At 67.6% G+C, this 15,545-nt stretch carries 17 protein-coding genes and 1 other RNA gene; 13 read left to right on the top strand and 5 right to left on the bottom strand.

Going from position 1 to position 15,545, the window contains the following annotated elements:
* The gene (locus EIK80_RS23670) at nucleotides 1-615 is read right to left on the bottom strand and encodes a pyridoxamine 5'-phosphate oxidase family protein (RefSeq protein WP_125159471.1); all 615 of its coding nucleotides are present in this window, start codon (nucleotides 613-615) and stop codon (nucleotides 1-3) included.
* A 51-nt stretch (nucleotides 616-666) separates the two neighbouring features.
* Complete coding sequence (locus tag EIK80_RS23665; protein ID WP_125159470.1) at nucleotides 667-1,029, bottom strand: response regulator; 363 nt, start codon at nucleotides 1,027-1,029, stop codon at nucleotides 667-669.
* Nucleotides 1,030-1,203: 174 nt separating this feature from the next.
* On the opposite strand from EIK80_RS23665, the gene EIK80_RS23660 reads away from it, so the two are divergent.
* Both EIK80_RS23660 and EIK80_RS23655 read left to right on the top strand, forming a co-directional pair.
* Nucleotides 1,204-2,001, top strand: a complete 798-nt coding sequence (locus EIK80_RS23660) for a crotonase/enoyl-CoA hydratase family protein (protein WP_125159469.1) — start codon at nucleotides 1,204-1,206, stop codon at nucleotides 1,999-2,001.
* A gap of 4 nt (nucleotides 2,002-2,005) precedes the next feature.
* Nucleotides 2,006-2,665: a DUF3052 family protein gene (locus EIK80_RS23655; protein ID WP_125159468.1), complete on the top strand. Its 660-nt coding sequence runs from the start codon at nucleotides 2,006-2,008 to the stop codon at nucleotides 2,663-2,665.
* Between the two features lie 62 nt (nucleotides 2,666-2,727).
* Here the strand turns inward: EIK80_RS23655 and EIK80_RS23650 are convergent, their stop codons facing one another.
* Nucleotides 2,728-4,218 carry an NAD(P)/FAD-dependent oxidoreductase gene (locus EIK80_RS23650; RefSeq protein ID WP_125159467.1) on the bottom strand — a complete coding sequence of 497 codons (1,491 nt, stop codon included), beginning with the start codon at nucleotides 4,216-4,218 and terminating at the stop codon, nucleotides 2,728-2,730.
* Nucleotides 4,219-4,336: 118 nt separating this feature from the next.
* Between EIK80_RS23650 and EIK80_RS23645 the strand changes: the two genes are divergently transcribed.
* From EIK80_RS23645 to EIK80_RS23635, 3 genes are read left to right on the top strand one after another with little or no spacing between them, the layout of a single operon-like run.
* Nucleotides 4,337-5,230, top strand: a complete 894-nt coding sequence (locus tag EIK80_RS23645; RefSeq protein ID WP_125159466.1) for a DMT family transporter — start codon at nucleotides 4,337-4,339, stop codon at nucleotides 5,228-5,230.
* Nucleotides 5,227-5,955, top strand: a complete 729-nt coding sequence (locus EIK80_RS23640; protein ID WP_125159465.1) for an N-acetylmuramoyl-L-alanine amidase — start codon at nucleotides 5,227-5,229, stop codon at nucleotides 5,953-5,955. Before EIK80_RS23645 ends, EIK80_RS23640 begins: the two co-directional genes overlap by 4 nt.
* Nucleotides 5,955-6,554: an FMN-binding negative transcriptional regulator gene (locus tag EIK80_RS23635; RefSeq protein WP_125159464.1), complete on the top strand. Its 600-nt coding sequence runs from the start codon at nucleotides 5,955-5,957 to the stop codon at nucleotides 6,552-6,554. Before EIK80_RS23640 ends, EIK80_RS23635 begins: the two co-directional genes overlap by 1 nt.
* Here the strand turns inward: EIK80_RS23635 and EIK80_RS23630 are convergent.
* Nucleotides 6,551-6,937 carry a type II toxin-antitoxin system VapC family toxin gene (locus EIK80_RS23630; protein ID WP_125159463.1) on the bottom strand — a complete coding sequence of 129 codons (387 nt, stop codon included), beginning with the start codon at nucleotides 6,935-6,937 and terminating at the stop codon, nucleotides 6,551-6,553. The two genes, EIK80_RS23635 and EIK80_RS23630, sit on opposite strands and share 4 nt — an antisense overlap.
* Nucleotides 6,934-7,179, bottom strand: coding sequence for a type II toxin-antitoxin system Phd/YefM family antitoxin (locus tag EIK80_RS23625; RefSeq protein ID WP_125159462.1), 246 nt, complete (start codon nucleotides 7,177-7,179; stop codon nucleotides 6,934-6,936). The genes EIK80_RS23630 and EIK80_RS23625 overlap by 4 nt, the downstream gene beginning before the upstream one ends.
* Before the next feature lie 94 nt (nucleotides 7,180-7,273).
* On the opposite strand from EIK80_RS23625, the gene rnpB reads away from it, so the two are divergent.
* The 8 genes from rnpB to mraY all read left to right on the top strand — a co-directional run bounded on the left by rnpB (nucleotide 7,274) and on the right by mraY (nucleotide 15,540).
* An RNA gene (gene rnpB / locus EIK80_RS23620) (RNase P RNA component class A) lies at nucleotides 7,274-7,654 on the top strand.
* Nucleotides 7,655-7,984: 330 nt separating this feature from the next.
* Nucleotides 7,985-8,452, top strand: a complete 468-nt coding sequence (locus EIK80_RS23615; protein WP_125159461.1) for a division/cell wall cluster transcriptional repressor MraZ — start codon at nucleotides 7,985-7,987, stop codon at nucleotides 8,450-8,452.
* A complete protein-coding gene (gene rsmH, locus EIK80_RS23610; protein WP_125159460.1) occupies nucleotides 8,449-9,384 on the top strand; it encodes a 16S rRNA (cytosine(1402)-N(4))-methyltransferase RsmH in 936 nt (311 codons plus the stop codon). Before EIK80_RS23615 ends, rsmH begins: the two co-directional genes overlap by 4 nt.
* Nucleotides 9,381-9,818 (top strand): cell division protein, encoded by a 438-nt coding sequence (locus EIK80_RS23605; RefSeq protein ID WP_125159459.1) that lies wholly within the window; start codon nucleotides 9,381-9,383, stop codon nucleotides 9,816-9,818. The genes rsmH and EIK80_RS23605 overlap by 4 nt, the downstream gene beginning before the upstream one ends.
* Nucleotides 9,815-11,578: a penicillin-binding protein 2 gene (locus tag EIK80_RS23600; RefSeq protein WP_125159458.1), complete on the top strand. Its 1,764-nt coding sequence runs from the start codon at nucleotides 9,815-9,817 to the stop codon at nucleotides 11,576-11,578. The genes EIK80_RS23605 and EIK80_RS23600 overlap by 4 nt, the downstream gene beginning before the upstream one ends.
* A complete protein-coding gene (locus EIK80_RS23595) occupies nucleotides 11,575-13,035 on the top strand; it encodes a UDP-N-acetylmuramoyl-L-alanyl-D-glutamate--2,6-diaminopimelate ligase (protein ID WP_125159457.1) in 1,461 nt (486 codons plus the stop codon). Before EIK80_RS23600 ends, EIK80_RS23595 begins: the two co-directional genes overlap by 4 nt.
* Nucleotides 13,028-14,428 carry a UDP-N-acetylmuramoyl-tripeptide--D-alanyl-D-alanine ligase gene (gene murF, locus EIK80_RS23590; RefSeq protein WP_125159456.1) on the top strand — a complete coding sequence of 467 codons (1,401 nt, stop codon included), beginning with the start codon at nucleotides 13,028-13,030 and terminating at the stop codon, nucleotides 14,426-14,428. The genes EIK80_RS23595 and murF overlap by 8 nt, the downstream gene beginning before the upstream one ends.
* Nucleotides 14,428-15,540 (top strand): phospho-N-acetylmuramoyl-pentapeptide-transferase, encoded by a 1,113-nt coding sequence (gene mraY / locus EIK80_RS23585; protein ID WP_125159455.1) that lies wholly within the window; start codon nucleotides 14,428-14,430, stop codon nucleotides 15,538-15,540. Before murF ends, mraY begins: the two co-directional genes overlap by 1 nt.
* The last annotated feature ends 5 nt before the right edge of the window (nucleotides 15,541-15,545 follow it).

The raw sequence follows: 15,545 nt of genomic DNA, 5'->3' as shown, positions 1-15,545 counted from the left end.
TCACCACATCGTCCTGGCCGCGCGGTCCGGCCATTCGCGGTCGTAGGTCTCGCCGCCGACCTCCCCGGCCGTGACGCCGGCGAGCATGGCGCCGGGCGTGGGGAGGGACTTCGGGTCGACCTGGCTTTCCGGCTTCCAGAGCCCCGAGCGGACGATGGCGCGGGCGCATTGGAAGTAGGCTTCCACGACCGTGACCACCATGGCCGTGCGCAGCGGCTTTCCGTCGACGGCGAAGCTGGCCAGCAGGTCGGGATCGACGCTCAGCACCGCTCGGCCGTTGACGCGGAAGGTCGTGCCCGAGCCGGGGATCAGGAACAGCAGCGCCACGCGCGGGTCGCGGACGACATTGCGTAGTGAGTCGATGCGGTTGTTGCCGCGCCGGTCGGGCAGGATCAGCGTCCTGGGATCAGCGATGCGGACAAAGCCTGGCAGGTCGCCGCGCGGGCTGCAGTCCAGGCCCTCGGGCCCGACGGTGGCCAGGGCCACGAACGGCGAGGCCTGGATCAAGGCCGCGTAGTGCGGGGTGATGTGGTCCGTGACCTTTACGGTCGAGGCGGGCGCGGGCTGGGGCTGATACAGCGCCTCGAGAGCTTCGAGGGTGGTGATCTGGTGCATCGCGTCCTCCCGGAGCCGTGAGCCTAGGGCCTCGACCGGCGGGGGACAATCTCAGGACGCGGCGGCGCGGACGCAGGCTTCGCGCAGGCGGCGCGCCGAGATCGGCTTGTCGACGATGGGCGTGAGGCGACCTTGAAGCTGGTCGGCGTTGCCGGTGACATAGACGACCGGGATGCGGCCAAGCTGACGCTGGATGGCCTCGACCGCCTCCACGCCGGTGCCGCCGACGATTCGATAGTCGGCGGTGATCAGATCTGGCGGATTGGCCATGGCCATGGCCAAGGCGTCCGACAGGCTGTCGGCGATATCGAAACTCGTGAAGCCCTGCTCCGCCAGGAGGGCTTCGACCTCGAACGCGACGAGGATTTCATCCTCGATAATCAACACGTGTCGGGCCTTCCCGTGCTCGGTCATTCACCGCAGCCTTCGTGATCGTCCCTTAGCCTAGTCAATGTCGACGCGCGCCAGCGCGCCAGTCGCGTTTTCGTGATCGGTGTGAACGCACTGGTTGTACGATCCAGTTCGGCTGCACGGCGAAGGAAAGCAGGCTATGGAAAGGAAAAATCAGAATTCGCAGGAGCGTCCACCTTGTCCCTGATCCTCACCGAGAAGCGCGGCCACGTCGCCATCCTCACCCTGAACCGCCCCGAGGCGATGAACGCCCTGGGCGCCCCGGGCGACGGCGACCAGGTGGCGGCCGCCTGCGAGGCGATCAATGACGACCAGGACATCCGCTGCGTGATCCTGACCGGCGCGGGCAAGGCCTTCTCGGCCGGCGGCGACGTCAAGGCGATGAAGGCCCGCGAGGGCGCATTCGGCGGCAATGGCGTGGCCGTGCGTGACGGCTATCGCAAGAACATCCATCGCGTGGTGCGGGCCATCTACGGCCTGGAGGTTCCGTCGATCGCGGCGGTGAACGGGGCGGCGATCGGCCTGGGCTGCGACGTGGCCTGCATGACCGATATCCGCATCGCCGCCGACACCGCCAAGTTCGGCGTGACCTTCCTGAAGCTGGGTCTGATCCCCGGCGACGGCGGCGCTTGGCTGATGCCGCGCACGATCGGCATGAGCCGCGCCGCCGAACTGCTGTTCACCGGCGACGTGATCGACGCGGCCAAGGCCGCCGAATGGGGGCTGATCAGCAGGGCCGTGCCCGCCGAAACCCTGATGGACGAGGCGATGGCCCTAGCCAACCGAATCGCCCAGCAGCCGCCGCACGCCCTGCGCATGGCCAAGAGCCTGCTCAAGCACGGCCAGACCGCCAGCTACGACACCTTGATGGAGATGAGCGCGGCCGCCCAGGCCATCGCCCACCACACCGAGGACCACATGGAAGGCGTCGACGCGATCCTCGAAAAGCGCGCGCCCGTGTTCAAGGGCGCTTGAGGTCATGGGCAAGGAAGCGAGTGGCGTCTGGGGGCAGCTGTCGGACGGAGAGAGCGAGGGCAAGCTGCTGTGGGAGCCGCCGAAGCTGATCTTCCGCGGGGCCTATCGCGGCATCTACCAGGGCCACGCCCTGAAGAACCTGCGGACCGAGGGCGATGACCTGGTGCTGAGCGACGGCACGCGCTTCACGCTGGAGCCGGGTCAGGCCGATAAGTGGCTGCACGCCATCCAGAACCCGCCCTCGCGCCTGGACAAGCTGGGCGTCAAGCCGGGCATGACCGTGGTTGTCGACGGCGTCGAGGACGAGGCGTTCCTGGCCGAGCTGGCGACCCGCGTCGAGCCCGTCGACGCCGATGAGGCCGAGGGTGTCGAAATCCTGTTCCTGGCCGCCGACGACCTGGCCGATCTCGACCGGCTGGAGGACCTGATGTGGACCCTGGCCGACAAGGGCGCGATCTGGATCGTCTCCCAGAAGGGCAAGGGCGCGCCTTTGAAGGACACCGACGTGCTGACCGCCGCGCGCGGCTTTGGCCTGTCCGACACCAAGGTCTGCGCCTTCTCCAAGACGCACACCGCCCTGCGGTTCGTGAAGCGCAAGACGCCGAAGGCCTCACCGGTGACGGCTCCGACGGCGGACGACGATGGGTTCGACGACGAGGCATAGCTTTATCCCCGATACCGCCCATTCCGCGAAGGCGGGGAGGGGATGGCGATAGGGAGGCCCCGTCAGGCCGCTTCCGTCGCCTTCGCGGGCTGGGCCTTGACGCCGGTCTTGCGCCCGAATTGCATCACCCCGTCCTCGACCTTGCCTAGGCGCAGGGCGGCCAGGTCCAGGGCGTAGTTCTGGTGCACCTTCCACGGCTTGCGCAGGCCCTGCTTGGGGAACTGGCCGATCGCGCGGGTGACGTAGCCGGACGAGAAGTCGAGCCATGGCGCGACCTCCATCTCGCCGTCGACGCGCGGCACGCAGAAGTCGGTGCGCGTGCGGGTCATGTGGTTGATCAGGCGGCAGACATATTCGCTGGTCAGGTCGGCCTTCAGGGTCCAGCTGGCGTTGGTGTAGCCGAACGCCGAGGCCAGGTTCGGCACGTCGCTGAACATCATGCCCTTGTAGCTCATCGACTGGGACAGGTCGGCGACCTTACCGTCGACCACGACCTCCATGCCGCTGAGCAGCTGCATCTGCAGGCCCGTGGCGGTGACGATGACGTCGGCGTCCAGGGTCTTGCCGGACTTCAGCTGGAGGCCGGTCTCGGTGAAGGTCTCGATGTGGTCGGTGACCACCGAGCTGGCCCCGGACTTGATCGAGTCGAAGAGATCCGCGTCCGGCACCAGGCACAGGCGCTGGTCCCACGGATTGTAGCGTGGCGTGAAGTGGGTCTCGATATCGTAGTCCGGGCCCAGGTGCTCGCGGACCATGCCCAGCAGGCGTTCCTTGACCTTCTCCGGCTTCTTGCGGGCCATGTTGAAGAACAGCATCTGGAAGAGGACGTTCTTCCAGCGGGTAAGGCCGTAGGCGGTCATGGCGGGCAGCTTGGAGCGCAGCCAGTTGGCGATCCCGTCCTCGGCCGGGCGCGAGACCACATAGGTTGGCGAGCGCTGCAGCATGACCACGTGCTCGGCGGTCTTGGCCATCTCGGGCACCAGGGTCACGGCGGTGGCGCCGCTGCCGATCACCACGACCTTCTTGCCCGTGTAGTCGAGGCCTTTGGGCCAGTGCTGCGGGTGGACGATCGTTCCCCTGAAGCGCTCGGTCCCCGCGAACTCGGGCGTATAGCCGGCCGAATAGCGGTAATAGCCCGCGCACATGTAGAGGAAGCCGCAGCTGAAGGTGACCGTCTGGCCGTCGTGCTCGGCCTCGACCGTCCAGGTCGCGGTTTCGGTCGACCAGCTGGCGCGCTTGACCATGTGCTTGAAGCGGATGTGGCGGTCGATGTCGTGCTCACGCGCCGTTTCGCGGACATAGCTCAGGATCGAGGGGCCGTCGGCGATGGCCTTGGCGGCCTTCCACGGCTTAAAGCTGTAGCCCAGGGTGTACATGTCGCTGTCGGAGCGGATGCCCGGATAGCGGAACAGGTCCCAGGTGCCGCCGATCGCCTCGCGCCCTTCCAGGATCGCGTAGGTCTTGCCGGGACAATGCTTCTTCAGGTGATAGGCCGCGCCGATCCCCGAAAGCCCCGCGCCCACGATCAGGACGTCGACATGTTCGATGGTCATTCCGTTTCCCGCCCGGTCTTCACGCCCGCCGGTTGACCCGGCGTGGTCGTATATGAACAATGTTCACTAACAAACGACCGTTTTGACCGAACGTCAACCGCGGCCTATCGGATACTTCATGTCCCTTCGCGACTTCGGCCTTCTCGTCCTGATCTGTCTGGTTTGGGCGGGCAACAACATCATTTCCAAGATCGTGGTCGCCCACTGGGGCGTGCCGCCGCTGTTCTACGCGGCGGTGCGTTTCTCCCTGGTGGCCTTGGTGACCTTGCCCTGGCTGCTGCCCGCGCCCCGGCCGACCTGGCGGATCGTGGTGGTGGCGCTGCTGATGGGGGCGGGGAACTTCGCCCTGCTGTTCATGGGCTTCAAGACCGCCTCGCCGTCGGCCGCTTCGGTGGTCATCCAGCTTGGGGTGCCGTTCACCACCCTGCTGTCGATGGTGATGCTGGGCGAGACAATCCGCTGGCGGCGGGGGCTTGGCATCGCCCTGACCTTGGCCGGGGCGGTGACGGTGATGTGGAGCCCGCACGGCTTCGTGCTGTCGCCCGGGCTCTGGCTGATCGTCGCCGCCGCCTTCGCCGGCTCGCTGGGCGCGGTGATGATGAAGCAGGTCGAGGGCGTGAAGCCCTTGCAGTTCCAGGCCTGGGTCGGCTTCTCGTCGATCTGGCCGCTGGCGGCGATGAGCGCGGCGATCGAGCCTGGACAGGTTACGGCGGGGATCGCCGCCGGCTGGCCGTTCGTTGCGGCGGTGGTGTTCTCGGCCCTGGTGGTTTCGGTCGTGGCCCATACGGCCTATTACGGGCTGATCCAGCGCTACGAGGCCAATCTGATCGCTCCGCTCACCCTGTTGACGCCGCTTTTCACCATCCTGCTGGGCGTGCTGGTCACCCACGATCATTTCGACCTGCGGATGGGCGTGGGGGCCGGCCTGGCCCTGACCGGCGTCTTGATCATCGCGCTTCGGCGGAATCAGGTCATGCCGTTGCTGATGTCGATCCGGAACCGCGCCCAATGAGTCTCAACCTTATCGAGGCCCCATCGCCCAATTTCGACGCCCGCAAGGCCGTGCCCGACACGATCGTGCTGCACTACACGGGCATGGAGACCGGCGAGGCGGCGATCGAGCGCCTGCGCGATCCCGAGGCCAAGGTCTCGGCGCACTACTGCGTCGAGGAAGACGGCCGCATCTTTCGTCTCGTGCCCGAGGAGCGCCGCGCGTGGCACGCGGGCGCCGCTTTCTGGAAGGGCGTCAAGGACATCAACTCGGCCTCGGTCGGCATCGAGATCGTCAATCCCGGCCACGAGTTCGGCTATCGCCCGTTCCCCGAGGCGCAGATCGCCTCGGTGATCAACCTGCTGGCCGACGTGCGCTCGCGCTGGATGATCCCCGATAGCCGCATCCTGGGTCATTCCGACGTCGCTCCCGCGCGCAAGGTCGATCCGGGCGAGCTCTTCCCCTGGAAGCGTCTCGCCGAAAGCGGCCACAGTCTCTGGATCGAACCGCCCCCGTCGCCCGGCGCGCCGCTGGGCCCGGGCGAGGAGGGGACCGGCGTCTTCGCGCTGCAGGCCGGCCTGACCCGCCTGGGCTTCGACTGCGCCCCGACCGGCAAGTACGACGAGTGGACCACGACGGTGATCTCGGCCTTCCAGCGTCACTGGCTGCAGAGTCGCTTCGACGGCGTCGCCGACGGCGAAACCCGGGCGCGTCTGGTGGGCCTGCTGCGCGCGGCGGCCGACTGATGCATCCGGACGGCCGTTTTCGCGTCGATGATCGCGCGGTCCTGCTGGACTTTCTGCGGGCGCATCCGTTCGTGACGATCGCCGCCAGCGTCGGCGGGCGACCGTTCGTGGCTCAGTCGCCCGTCGTGATCCGCGACCTGGACGGCGAGATCGCCCTCGACTTCCACCTGTCGCGCGGCAACGTCCTTACCCCACACCTGACCCAGGGCTTCCGGGCGGTGGTGCTGGCCGCGGGGCTCGACGCCTATATCAGCCCCGACTGGTACGAGAGCGCCGACCAGGTACCGACCTGGAACTACCAGTCCGTCGAGGCCGAAGGTTCGGTCGCGTCGCTGAACGACGCCGAACTGATCGCTCTGCTCGACGACCTCTCGGCCCAGCAGGAGGCGCGGCTGCTGCCCAAGCCGCCCTGGACCCGCGACAAGATGAAGCCCGGCAAGTTCGACGCCCTGCTGCGCGGCATCCAGGGTGGCCGGCTGTTCGTCGAGCGGCTGGAGGGCGCGTTCAAGCTCTCGCAGAACAAGAACGACGCCGATCGTCTGGGCGCGGCCAAGGGCCTCGGCGGGCATCCGATCGCCGAGCTGATGAGATCCGTCTAAAGCGACAGAACGGGCGCGCCATAGCGTCTGAGTTGGCTGTCCACCGTCAGAAGGCGCGCGCCTTCCACAATCGCTTGAGCCAAAAGCATGCGATCGAAGGGATCCTTGTGGATGGTGGGTAGGCCTCCCGCCAGGATCGCGTGATCGGACGAAATCGGTAGTTCGCGCCAGTCATTCCCAAGCAGTTGGCGGCGAAAGCGATGAGGGTCTATCTGGAAGTCCGCTCTGCCCTGCGCGCGTTTTATCGAGATTTCCCAAAGGCTCACGACGCTGAAGGTGGGCTTGGTTGTCTCCGCCGTCAGAAGATCTTGCGCTGCCTCTGAAAGCCTCTCAGGCGCTTCAGCCACCCAAAGCAGGACGTGCGTGTCGGCGAGAACGATCAATCCTTGCCCTCGAACATCGCCTGGATTTCCTCGGCGTACATGGTGTCGAAGTCATCAGGGACTTTGATTTCGCCCTTCATGAAGCCCAGTCGTCGCTTGGCTGGCTGCTCCTGCGCCTCTAGCGGCACTACCTTCACCATCGGCCTTCCGGCCTTGGCGATGATGAAGCCTTCGCCGTCGGCGGCTTGTTCGACCAGTCGGGAAAGGTGCGTCTTGGCCTCGTGAATATTGACGGTCCGCATCGCGGCCTCCGTGAACTAAGTCCACTTAGTTTAGTCCATCTTCGCCCAATCGCCAATTGACCGTTCGTCATCGCGGCGTCAAAGAGACCCCGGACCAGATGATCGGGCGGTCGCGTCGTCTTCGGACGCCGAGGAAAGTCCGGGCTCCACGGTGACAAGGCGGTGGGTAACGCCCACCGGGAGTGATCCCAGGGATAGCGCCACAGAAAGCAAACCTCCTCCCTACGGGGCGGGAAGGGTGAAAGGGTGGGGTAAGAGCCCACCGCGGACCTGGCGACAGGGACGGCATGGCAAGCCCCGCCTGGAGCAAGACCGAATAGGGACCCCGCGCCGGCCTCGCGTCGGATAGGCCGTCACTGGCCGAGAGGGTCCGGGTAGGTCGCGAGAGCCGTCCAGCAATGGCCGGCCTAGAGGAATGATCGTCGCCGCTTCTTCGGGAGCGGAACAGAACCCGGCTTACAGATCATCTGGTCCCCATCCTCGCCTGTTTAGCGGGGAGGCGACAGAGCGCGTCTAGGTGCGGCCTGTTCGAGTCTTCCCACCAGCATGGGAGGGCTGCGGCGCCTGAAATTCACATCCAATGGGAAGAACTGGGACGGGTTAAGGCGTTTGCGTCATCAGTTCTGTGTATGTTCTGTGGATTAACTTCCACACCTGGTGAAGAAGGGGTGCGACATCTTTGAATTGTCGATGAAACGCGTTCCGGTGTCATTGTCTCCCAGTTCATCCCATGTTAACCCAATTTGCGTCGGGGCGAGGCATGGCAGCTCGCCGACCGGCTTGGGCTTGGGCGGGGTTGGCTTCAGTGTTTCTCTCGACGTTCGAGAAACAGCTCGACAGCAAGCGGCGCATCGTTGTGCCGCAGGAATTCCGCGCGGCTGTCTCCGGGATGTTCGACGGCATTTTCTGCTTCCCCTCGATCGAGGCCGATTGCCTCGAGGCTGGCGGAAAAGCTTTGTTCGACCGTTACCTGACCGTGATCGACGAGATGCCGTTCGGCGATCCGACCCGCACGGCCCTGGAAACCAGCGTCCTGGGTGGCATGGCCAAGCTGTCGTTTGATACAGCTGGTCGCATTACGCTTCCCGACCAGCTGTGCGAAATGTGCGGCCTCACGGATTGGGTAGCCGTCGTCGGTATGGGTGAGCGTTTTCAGATCTGGTCGCGCGAGGCCTTCCAGGCCCATCGCGCGGCGCAGCGTGACCTGGCCCGGGAAGGCCTGGCGGCTCTGCGCGCGCAGCAGCGCATGGCCAAGCTGGGGAGCGCCTCGTGAGCGAAGCCCCTCACATCTCGGTTCTGCTGGATGAGGTCGTGGAAGCGTTGGGTGCGGGGCCGGGCGAGACCATCATCGACGGCACTTTCGGGGCGGGCGGCTATACGCGCGCCATCCTGGCCACCGGCGCGACCGTCGTGGGCTTCGATCGCGATCCGACCGTCCAGAAGTTCACCGAAGGTCTGCCGGCGGATCGTTTCCGCCTGATCCAGGACCGCTTCTCCCAGATGGCCGAGCACTTCGAGCCGCAGTCGGTCGATGGCGTGGTGCTGGATATCGGCGTGTCGTCCATGCAACTGGACGAGGCCGAGCGTGGCTTTTCGTTCATGCGCGACGGCCCGCTGGACATGCGGATGAGCGACACCGGTCCGACCGCCGCCGACCTCGTCAACGAGCTCGACCACACCGAGCTGGCCCGCATCCTCTACGTCTATGGCGAGGAGCACGCTTCGCGCCGCATCGCCAGCTTCATCGTCAAGCGCCGCGAGGAGCGCCCGTTCGAGCGCACCCTGGATCTGGCCCACGTTATCGAGCGCGCCCTGGGCGGCCGCAAGGGCGCCAAGGTCCATCCCGCCACGCGCTCGTTCCAGGGGCTGCGGATCGCGGTCAACGAGGAACTGGCCGAGCTGGAGGCGGGTCTCGCCGCCGCCGAGCGCATCCTGAAGCCGGGCGGCCGGCTGGCGGTCGTGACCTTCCACTCGCTGGAAGACCGCATCGTCAAGACTTACCTGGCCGAGCGGGCCGGGCGCACGCCGGGAGGCTCGCGCCACCTGCCCCAGGCGCCGACCGGCGCGCCGGCCAGCTTCCAACTGATCGCCAACAAGGCCATCGCGCCGGGCGAGGCCGAGCTGGCCGTCAATCCCCGCGCGCGCTCGTCGAAGCTCCGCGCCGCCGTGCGCACGGCGGCGCCTGTGTGGGGGGCCGGCGCATGACCAGCGTCGGCCTGTTCGATCGCCGCATCCGGGGTTTCCGCGTCGTCGAGGTCGCGGGCATGGGCGTCCTGCTGACCCTGGTGACCAGCGTCTATCTGGCCAAGACCTTCGCGGGGCGCGAGCGCCAGGAGATCGGCCGCATCGAACAGGAAATCGGCGACGAGGCCGTCCGCAAGCGTTTGCTGGAAGCCGAGGTCGCCCACCTGGAACAGCCGCGTCGCATCGAACAGCTGGCGCAGATGATGCAGCTGAAGCCGATCGCGCCGGACCACGAGATCACCGAGGACGCCCTGATCGACGTCGCGCGCCGCCGCGAGCTGCCGCGCGTCCCGATCTCGGCCGCGCCCGTCGCGCCCGAGGCCCTGGCCGCCGATGCGCCCGAGGCGGTGCCGGACGACGTCCCGCCGCCGGCTCCGCCGGAGGCCCAGCGATGAGCCTCTCGAACCTGGGTCCCGGCGGCTTCCAGTCGCCGCTTTGGCGGTGGTTGATCGAACGCGTCTGGCGGCTGGAGCACGCGTTCGAGCGCTCGCGCGCCGCCGCCAAGCCCGAGGATGACACGCGCATCCGCATCTTCCTGGTCATGGGCTTCTTCAGTCTGTGCTTCGTCGGCGTCGGCCTGGGCGCGGGGTGGGCGGCGCTCTTCTCGCACGCGGGACAGGGCAATGGTTACGCCCAGGGCGCCGACGGCGCGCGCGGCGACGTGGTCGACCGCAACGGCAAGCTGCTGGCCGTCGACCTGGCCCACTACGCGCTCTATGTCGATCCGCGCGAGGTCTGGGACGCCAAGGAAGTGCGGCGCGCCCTGGGCAAGGCCCTGCCGCAGGTTCCGGCCAAGCGCCTGGACAAGGCCGTGTTCGGCGACCACCGCGCCTTTGTCCTGGGAGGGCTGACGCCCGACGAGAAGGACGCCATCTTCAATCTGGGCCTGCCCGGCATCTCGTTCGAGGAGCAGGAGCGGCGGATGTACCCGCTGGGTCCGACGGCCGCGCACCTGATCGGCTTTGTCGACAGCGGCGGCAAGGGCCTGGCCGGCGCCGAGCGCGCCCTGGACGATCCGATCCGCAAGGCCGCCGGCGGCGAGGGCGGTCCCACCCAGCTGTCGATCGACATCCGCGTCCAGGCTGCGCTTGAGGACGAGTTGCGCAAGGCCGCCGCCGAGTTCACGCCCAAGGGCGCGGTGGGCCTGGTGACCAATGTCCACACGGGCGAGATCCTGGGTCTGGCCAGCCTGCCCGACTTCGACCCCAACAAGCCGGGCGAGGCGACCGACGAGCAACGCCTGAATCGGGCCGCTGCCTCGGTCTACGAGATGGGCTCGACCTTCAAGGCGTTCACCGTCGCCATCGGTCTGGATACGGGCGTGGCGACGCCCGCCTCGACCTTCGACGCGCGCGAGCCCTACAAGCTGGGCTATCGCACCATCCACGACTACCACGCCGCCAAGGCGATCCTGACCCTGGTCGAAGTGTTCAAGCACTCGTCGAACATCGGCACCGCCATGCTGGCCGAGCGGATCGGCGGGGAGCGGCTCAGCCAGTATTTCACCAACCTGGGCCTCACCAAACCGGCCAAGGTCGAGCTGATGGAGTCGGCCAGGCCGCTGACGCCGCGCAAGTGGGACATGGACGCGGTGGCGTCCACATCGTTCGGCCACGGCATGAACGTTAGCCCGCTGGCCCTGGCCCAGGCGATGAACGCCCTGCTGAACGGCGGCGAGATGAGGCCCCTGACCATCCGCAAGCTGCCGCTGGGCGTGCGCCCGGAAGGCAAGCGGGTGATCTCGGAAAACACGTCCGCCGAGATGCTGAAGATCATGCGGGCGAACGTCCTGCCCGGCGGCAGCGGCGGCAAGGCCGACGTGCCGGGCCTGTCCGTCGGCGGCAAGACCGGCACCGGCGAGAAATACGACCCTTCGATCCGCGGCTACAACCACCAGCGCCAGGTCTCGTCGTTCGCGGCGGTGTTCCCGACCGACGGCCCCCTGGAGGCCGACCGTTACTTCGTGCTGATCCTGATGGACGAGCCGCATGGCACAGCCAAGTCGGCGGGCTTCTCGACCGGCGGCTGGGTCGGCGCGCCGCCCGCGGGCAAGGTGATCGAACGCATCGCGCCGTTCCTGGGCGTGCAACGCAAGACCGAGCTGGTGACCATCGCCAGCCCGCAGAAGAACGCCACACCGGAGGCGGGGCTATGACCAGACATCTGTCGGAACTCTTCAACCGTCCGTTCGCCAGCGATCCGGTGATCGCCGGCGTCACCGCCGACAGCCGCAAGGTCACGGCCGGCTGGCTGTTCGCCGCCCTGCCGGGGACCAAGGTCGACGGCCGCGACTTCGCGCCGGGCGCGGTGTCCAAGGGCGCCGCGGCGATCCTGGCCCCTGAGGGCGGGCTGGAGGGGCTGGGCGTCCCGGTGGTCCGCTCGGAGGACGCCCGGCGGGCCTACGCCCTGGCTTCGTCCGCCTTCTGGGGCAAGCAGCCGGCCATGTGCGTGGCCGTCACCGGCACCAACGGCAAGACGTCGGTCGCGGGCTTCTGTCGCCAGATCTTCGCCAGGCTGGGCCACAAGGCCGCCAGCATGGGCACTCTCGGCGTCGTCGTCAGCGAAGCGGGCAAGCCCGATCAGCAGTTGACCCCGCCCGGCCTGACCACGCCGGACGCCGGCGACGTGGCCGAGATGGTCGCGCGTCTGGCCGAGATGGGCGTGACCCACCTGGCCCTGGAGGCCAGCTCGCACGGCGTCGATCAGCGCCGCGTCGACGGGGTCAAGCTGCGCGCCGCCGGCTTCACCAACTTCACCCAGGACCACCTCGACTATCACGGCTCGATGGAGTCCTATCGCGCCGCCAAGCTGCGCCTGTTCGACACCCTGACGCCGGGCGGCGCGACGGCGGTGCTGAACGCCGACAGCGAGGCCTTTCCGAACTTCGCCGCCGCCGCCATCACCTCGGGTCAAAGTGTTTTCTCGGTGGGCGAAGACGGCCAGGGCCTGCGCCTGATCTCGCGCACGCCCACCCCGGCCGGCCAGGACCTGGTCATCGAGGCCGACGACGTCGTCCATCATATCAAGCTGCCGCTGGCGGGGGCCTTCCAGGCCTCGAACGTGCTGGTCGCCGCCGGTCTGTGCGTCGCCGCCGGGGAAGGCGTCGCCAAGGTGCTGAAGGCGCTCGAAACCCTCGAAGGCGCGGCCGGTCGCCTGCAACGCGTCGGTCGCGGCCCCAAGGGCGGCGAGGCCTATGTCGACTACGCCCACACGCCGGACGGCTTGCAGACGGTGCTGGAAGCGTTGCGCCCCCATACCCGCGGCAAGCTGATCGCCGTGTTCGGCGCTGGCGGCGACCGCGATCGCGGCAAGCGTCCCCTGATGGGCGCCATCGCCGCGCGGCTGGCCGACATCGCCATCGTCACCGACGACAATCCGCGCTCGGAAGACCCGGCCTCGATCCGCGCCGCCATCCTAGAGGCCGCGCCGGGCGCGCGCGAGATCGGTGACCGTCGCGCCGCCATCCGCGCCGCCGTGGACCTGATGGGCGAGGGTGACGTGTTGGTCATCGCCGGCAAGGGTCACGAGCAGGGCCAGATCGTCGCCGGCGTCGTCCACCCGTTCGACGACGTGGCCGAGGCGCTTGAAGCTCTGGAGGGCGTGGATGCTTGACGCGCCCGAAAACGCTCTTTGGACGGCTGACGAGATCGCGAAGGCTACCGGCGGCGCGGTCGTCGGCGACTTCGCCGTGACCGGCGTCTCGATCGACACGCGGACGGTGGAGAAGGGTGACCTCTTCGTGCCGCTGGTCGGCGTCCGGGATGGTCACGACTTCGTCCCGCAGGCCGTCGCCAACGGCGCGACCGGCGTCCTGGCCGCCAAGGCGGTCGACGCCCCGGCCGTGATGGTCGAAGACACCTTCAAGGCCCTGGAGCGGTTGGGCGTCGCCGCCCGTGAGCGCGCCCCCCAGTGCAAGCGCGGGGCCGTGACCGGCTCGGTCGGCAAGACCAGCGTCACCCGCGCCGTCGAGGCCGGCCTGCGCCTGGCGGGCAAGGCCCACGCCTCGGTGAAGTCGTACAACAACCATATCGGCGTGCCGCTGACCCTGGCCCGGATGCCGCGCGACACCGAGCGCGCCGTGTTCGAGATCGGCATGAACCACGCCGACGAGATCATTCCGCTGTCGGGCTTCGTCCAGCCGCACGCGGTGGCGATCACCACGGTCGGCCCCGTCCACCTGGAGAACTTCCCCGACGGCGAACAGGGCGTCGCGCGGGCGAAAGCCGAGATCTTCGCCGGCCTGCAGCCGGGCGGGATTGCGGTTCTGAACGCCGACAACCGCTGGTTCGACTTCCTGAAGGACGAGGCCGAGAAGGCCGGCGCGACGGTCTGGAGCTTCGGCGAAGCCGAAGGCGCGACCGCCCGCCTGACCGGCTTCGCCGTCGACGGCGAGGGCGCGATCGTTTCGCTCAACCTTCGTGGCGAGCCCCTGAGTTTCCCGATCCGCCAGACCGGCGTCCATTGGGGCCCCAACAGCCTGTGCGTCCTGCTGATGCTGGAAGCGCTGGACGTGCCGCGCGAAACGGCGCTGGCGGCGCTGGCGGCTTTCGCGCCGATCGAGGGCCGGGGGGCGGAGAAGACCATCCGCATCGACGGCGGGACCTTCACCCTGGTCGACGAGAGCTACAACGCCAATCCGGTTTCGATGCAGGCCGCGCTGAAGACCCTGGGCGCGCGCAGGGTCGCCGGTCGCCGGGTCGTGGCCCTGACCGACATGCTCGAACTGGGCGAGGGCAGCGACCGGTTTCACGCCGAGCTTGCAGAGCCGATCGACCGTGCAAACGTTGACGTCGTTTTTGTCGCAGGCGTCCACATGAAATCACTGTGGGAGGCGCTTCCGCCGACTCGGCGAGGCGGCTACGCGGAAGTTACTGAAAAGTTAACGGCGCAGCTGACGGGGGCGATCCGTCCGGGCGACGTGGTGATGGTGAAGGGGTCGAACGGCTCCAAGGCCGGGGTTCTCGCCCGGGCCCTGGCCGAGCTCGACCTTGGGGAACAGGGCTGATGCTGTACTTCCTGTACGAATGGCTGGCGCGCTCGCAAGAGCATGTCCCGGCGCTGAACCTCTTGAAGTACCTGACCTTCCGGTCCGGCATGGCGATGCTGACCGCCTATATCGTCGCCGTGGCCATGGGCTCGCGCTTCATCCGCTGGATGAAGGCCAAGCAGGGCAAGGGCCAGCCGATCCGCACCGACGGCATCGCCCGTCACGTCACAGAGAAGGCCGGCACGCCCACCATGGGCGGCTTCATGATCCTGGCCGGCCTGTTCGTGGGCGCCCTGCTGTGGGCCGACCTGCGCAACATCCACGTCTGGGTCGTGCTGCTGATCACCGGCAGCTACGGCCTGCTGGGCTTCATGGACGACTATGCCAAGGTCACCAAGCAGACCACGGCCGGCCTCTCCAGCGTCCAGAAGCTGGTCGCCCAGTTCGCCGTCGCCATCGTCGCCGCCGTGATCCTGATCCTGTGGGCGCCCAAGTCGCCGATGACGCCGGGGATGGAGACCAGCGTGGTCTTCCCGATCTTCAAGGCGCTGGTGATCAATCTGGGCTGGTTCTACGTGGTGTTCGCCGCGGTCACGATCGCCGGCTTCTCCAACGCCGTGAACCTGACCGATGGTCTGGACGGTCTGGCCATCGTGCCGGTGATGTTCGCCGCCTCGACCTTCGGCCTGATCGCCTACCTCGTGGGCAACTACAAGTTCGCCGACTATCTGAACCTGCACTTCGCGCCGGGCGTCGGCGAGCTGGCGGTGCTGTGCGGCGCGATCATCGGCGGGGGCATGGGCTTCCTCTGGTACAACGCCCCGCCGGCCAAGATCTTCATGGGCGACACCGGTTCGCTGGCCCTGGGCGGGGCGCTGGGCGCGATCGCCGTCTGCGCCAAGCACGAGCTCGTTCTAGGCATCGTCGGCGGCCTGTTCGTGGCCGAGGCGCTGAGCGTCATGATCCAGGTCGCCTACTTCAAGAAGACGGGCAAGCGCGTCTTCCTGATGGCGCCGATCCACCACCATTTCGAGAAGCTGGGCTGGGCAGAATCCACCGTCGTGATCCGGTTCTGGATCGTGGCGATGATGCTGTCCTTCGTCGGCCTCGCCACGCTGAAACTGCGTTAGGGAGC

The sequence above is a fragment of the Caulobacter sp. 602-1 genome, from assembly GCF_003931565.1.
Lineage (GTDB): Bacteria > Pseudomonadota > Alphaproteobacteria > Caulobacterales > Caulobacteraceae > Caulobacter.
This window is presented reverse-complemented; position numbering and strand designations above follow the sequence as displayed.

Excerpts from the sequence above, each read along its gene's own strand:
- EIK80_RS23605 (WP_125159459.1), top strand. The coding sequence starts at position 9,381 with ATGACCAGCGTCGGCCTGTTCGATCGCCGCATCCGGGGTTTCCGCGTC.
- EIK80_RS23640 (WP_125159465.1), top strand. The coding sequence starts at position 5,227 with ATGAGTCTCAACCTTATCGAGGCCCCATCGCCCAATTTCGACGCCCGC.
- EIK80_RS23665 (WP_125159470.1), bottom strand. The coding sequence starts at position 1,029 with ATGACCGAGCACGGGAAGGCCCGACACGTGTTGATTATCGAGGATGAA.
- EIK80_RS23655 (WP_125159468.1), top strand. The coding sequence starts at position 2,006 with ATGGGCAAGGAAGCGAGTGGCGTCTGGGGGCAGCTGTCGGACGGAGAG.
- EIK80_RS23670 (WP_125159471.1), bottom strand. The coding sequence starts at position 615 with ATGCACCAGATCACCACCCTCGAAGCTCTCGAGGCGCTGTATCAGCCC.
- EIK80_RS23625 (WP_125159462.1), bottom strand. The coding sequence starts at position 7,179 with ATGCGGACCGTCAATATTCACGAGGCCAAGACGCACCTTTCCCGACTG.
- EIK80_RS23600 (WP_125159458.1), top strand. The coding sequence starts at position 9,815 with ATGAGCCTCTCGAACCTGGGTCCCGGCGGCTTCCAGTCGCCGCTTTGG.
- murF (WP_125159456.1), top strand. The coding sequence starts at position 13,028 with ATGCTTGACGCGCCCGAAAACGCTCTTTGGACGGCTGACGAGATCGCG.
- EIK80_RS23595 (WP_125159457.1), top strand. The coding sequence starts at position 11,575 with ATGACCAGACATCTGTCGGAACTCTTCAACCGTCCGTTCGCCAGCGAT.
- EIK80_RS23645 (WP_125159466.1), top strand. The coding sequence starts at position 4,337 with ATGTCCCTTCGCGACTTCGGCCTTCTCGTCCTGATCTGTCTGGTTTGG.
- mraY (WP_125159455.1), top strand. The coding sequence starts at position 14,428 with ATGCTGTACTTCCTGTACGAATGGCTGGCGCGCTCGCAAGAGCATGTC.
- EIK80_RS23635 (WP_125159464.1), top strand. The coding sequence starts at position 5,955 with ATGCATCCGGACGGCCGTTTTCGCGTCGATGATCGCGCGGTCCTGCTG.
- EIK80_RS23650 (WP_125159467.1), bottom strand. The coding sequence starts at position 4,218 with ATGACCATCGAACATGTCGACGTCCTGATCGTGGGCGCGGGGCTTTCG.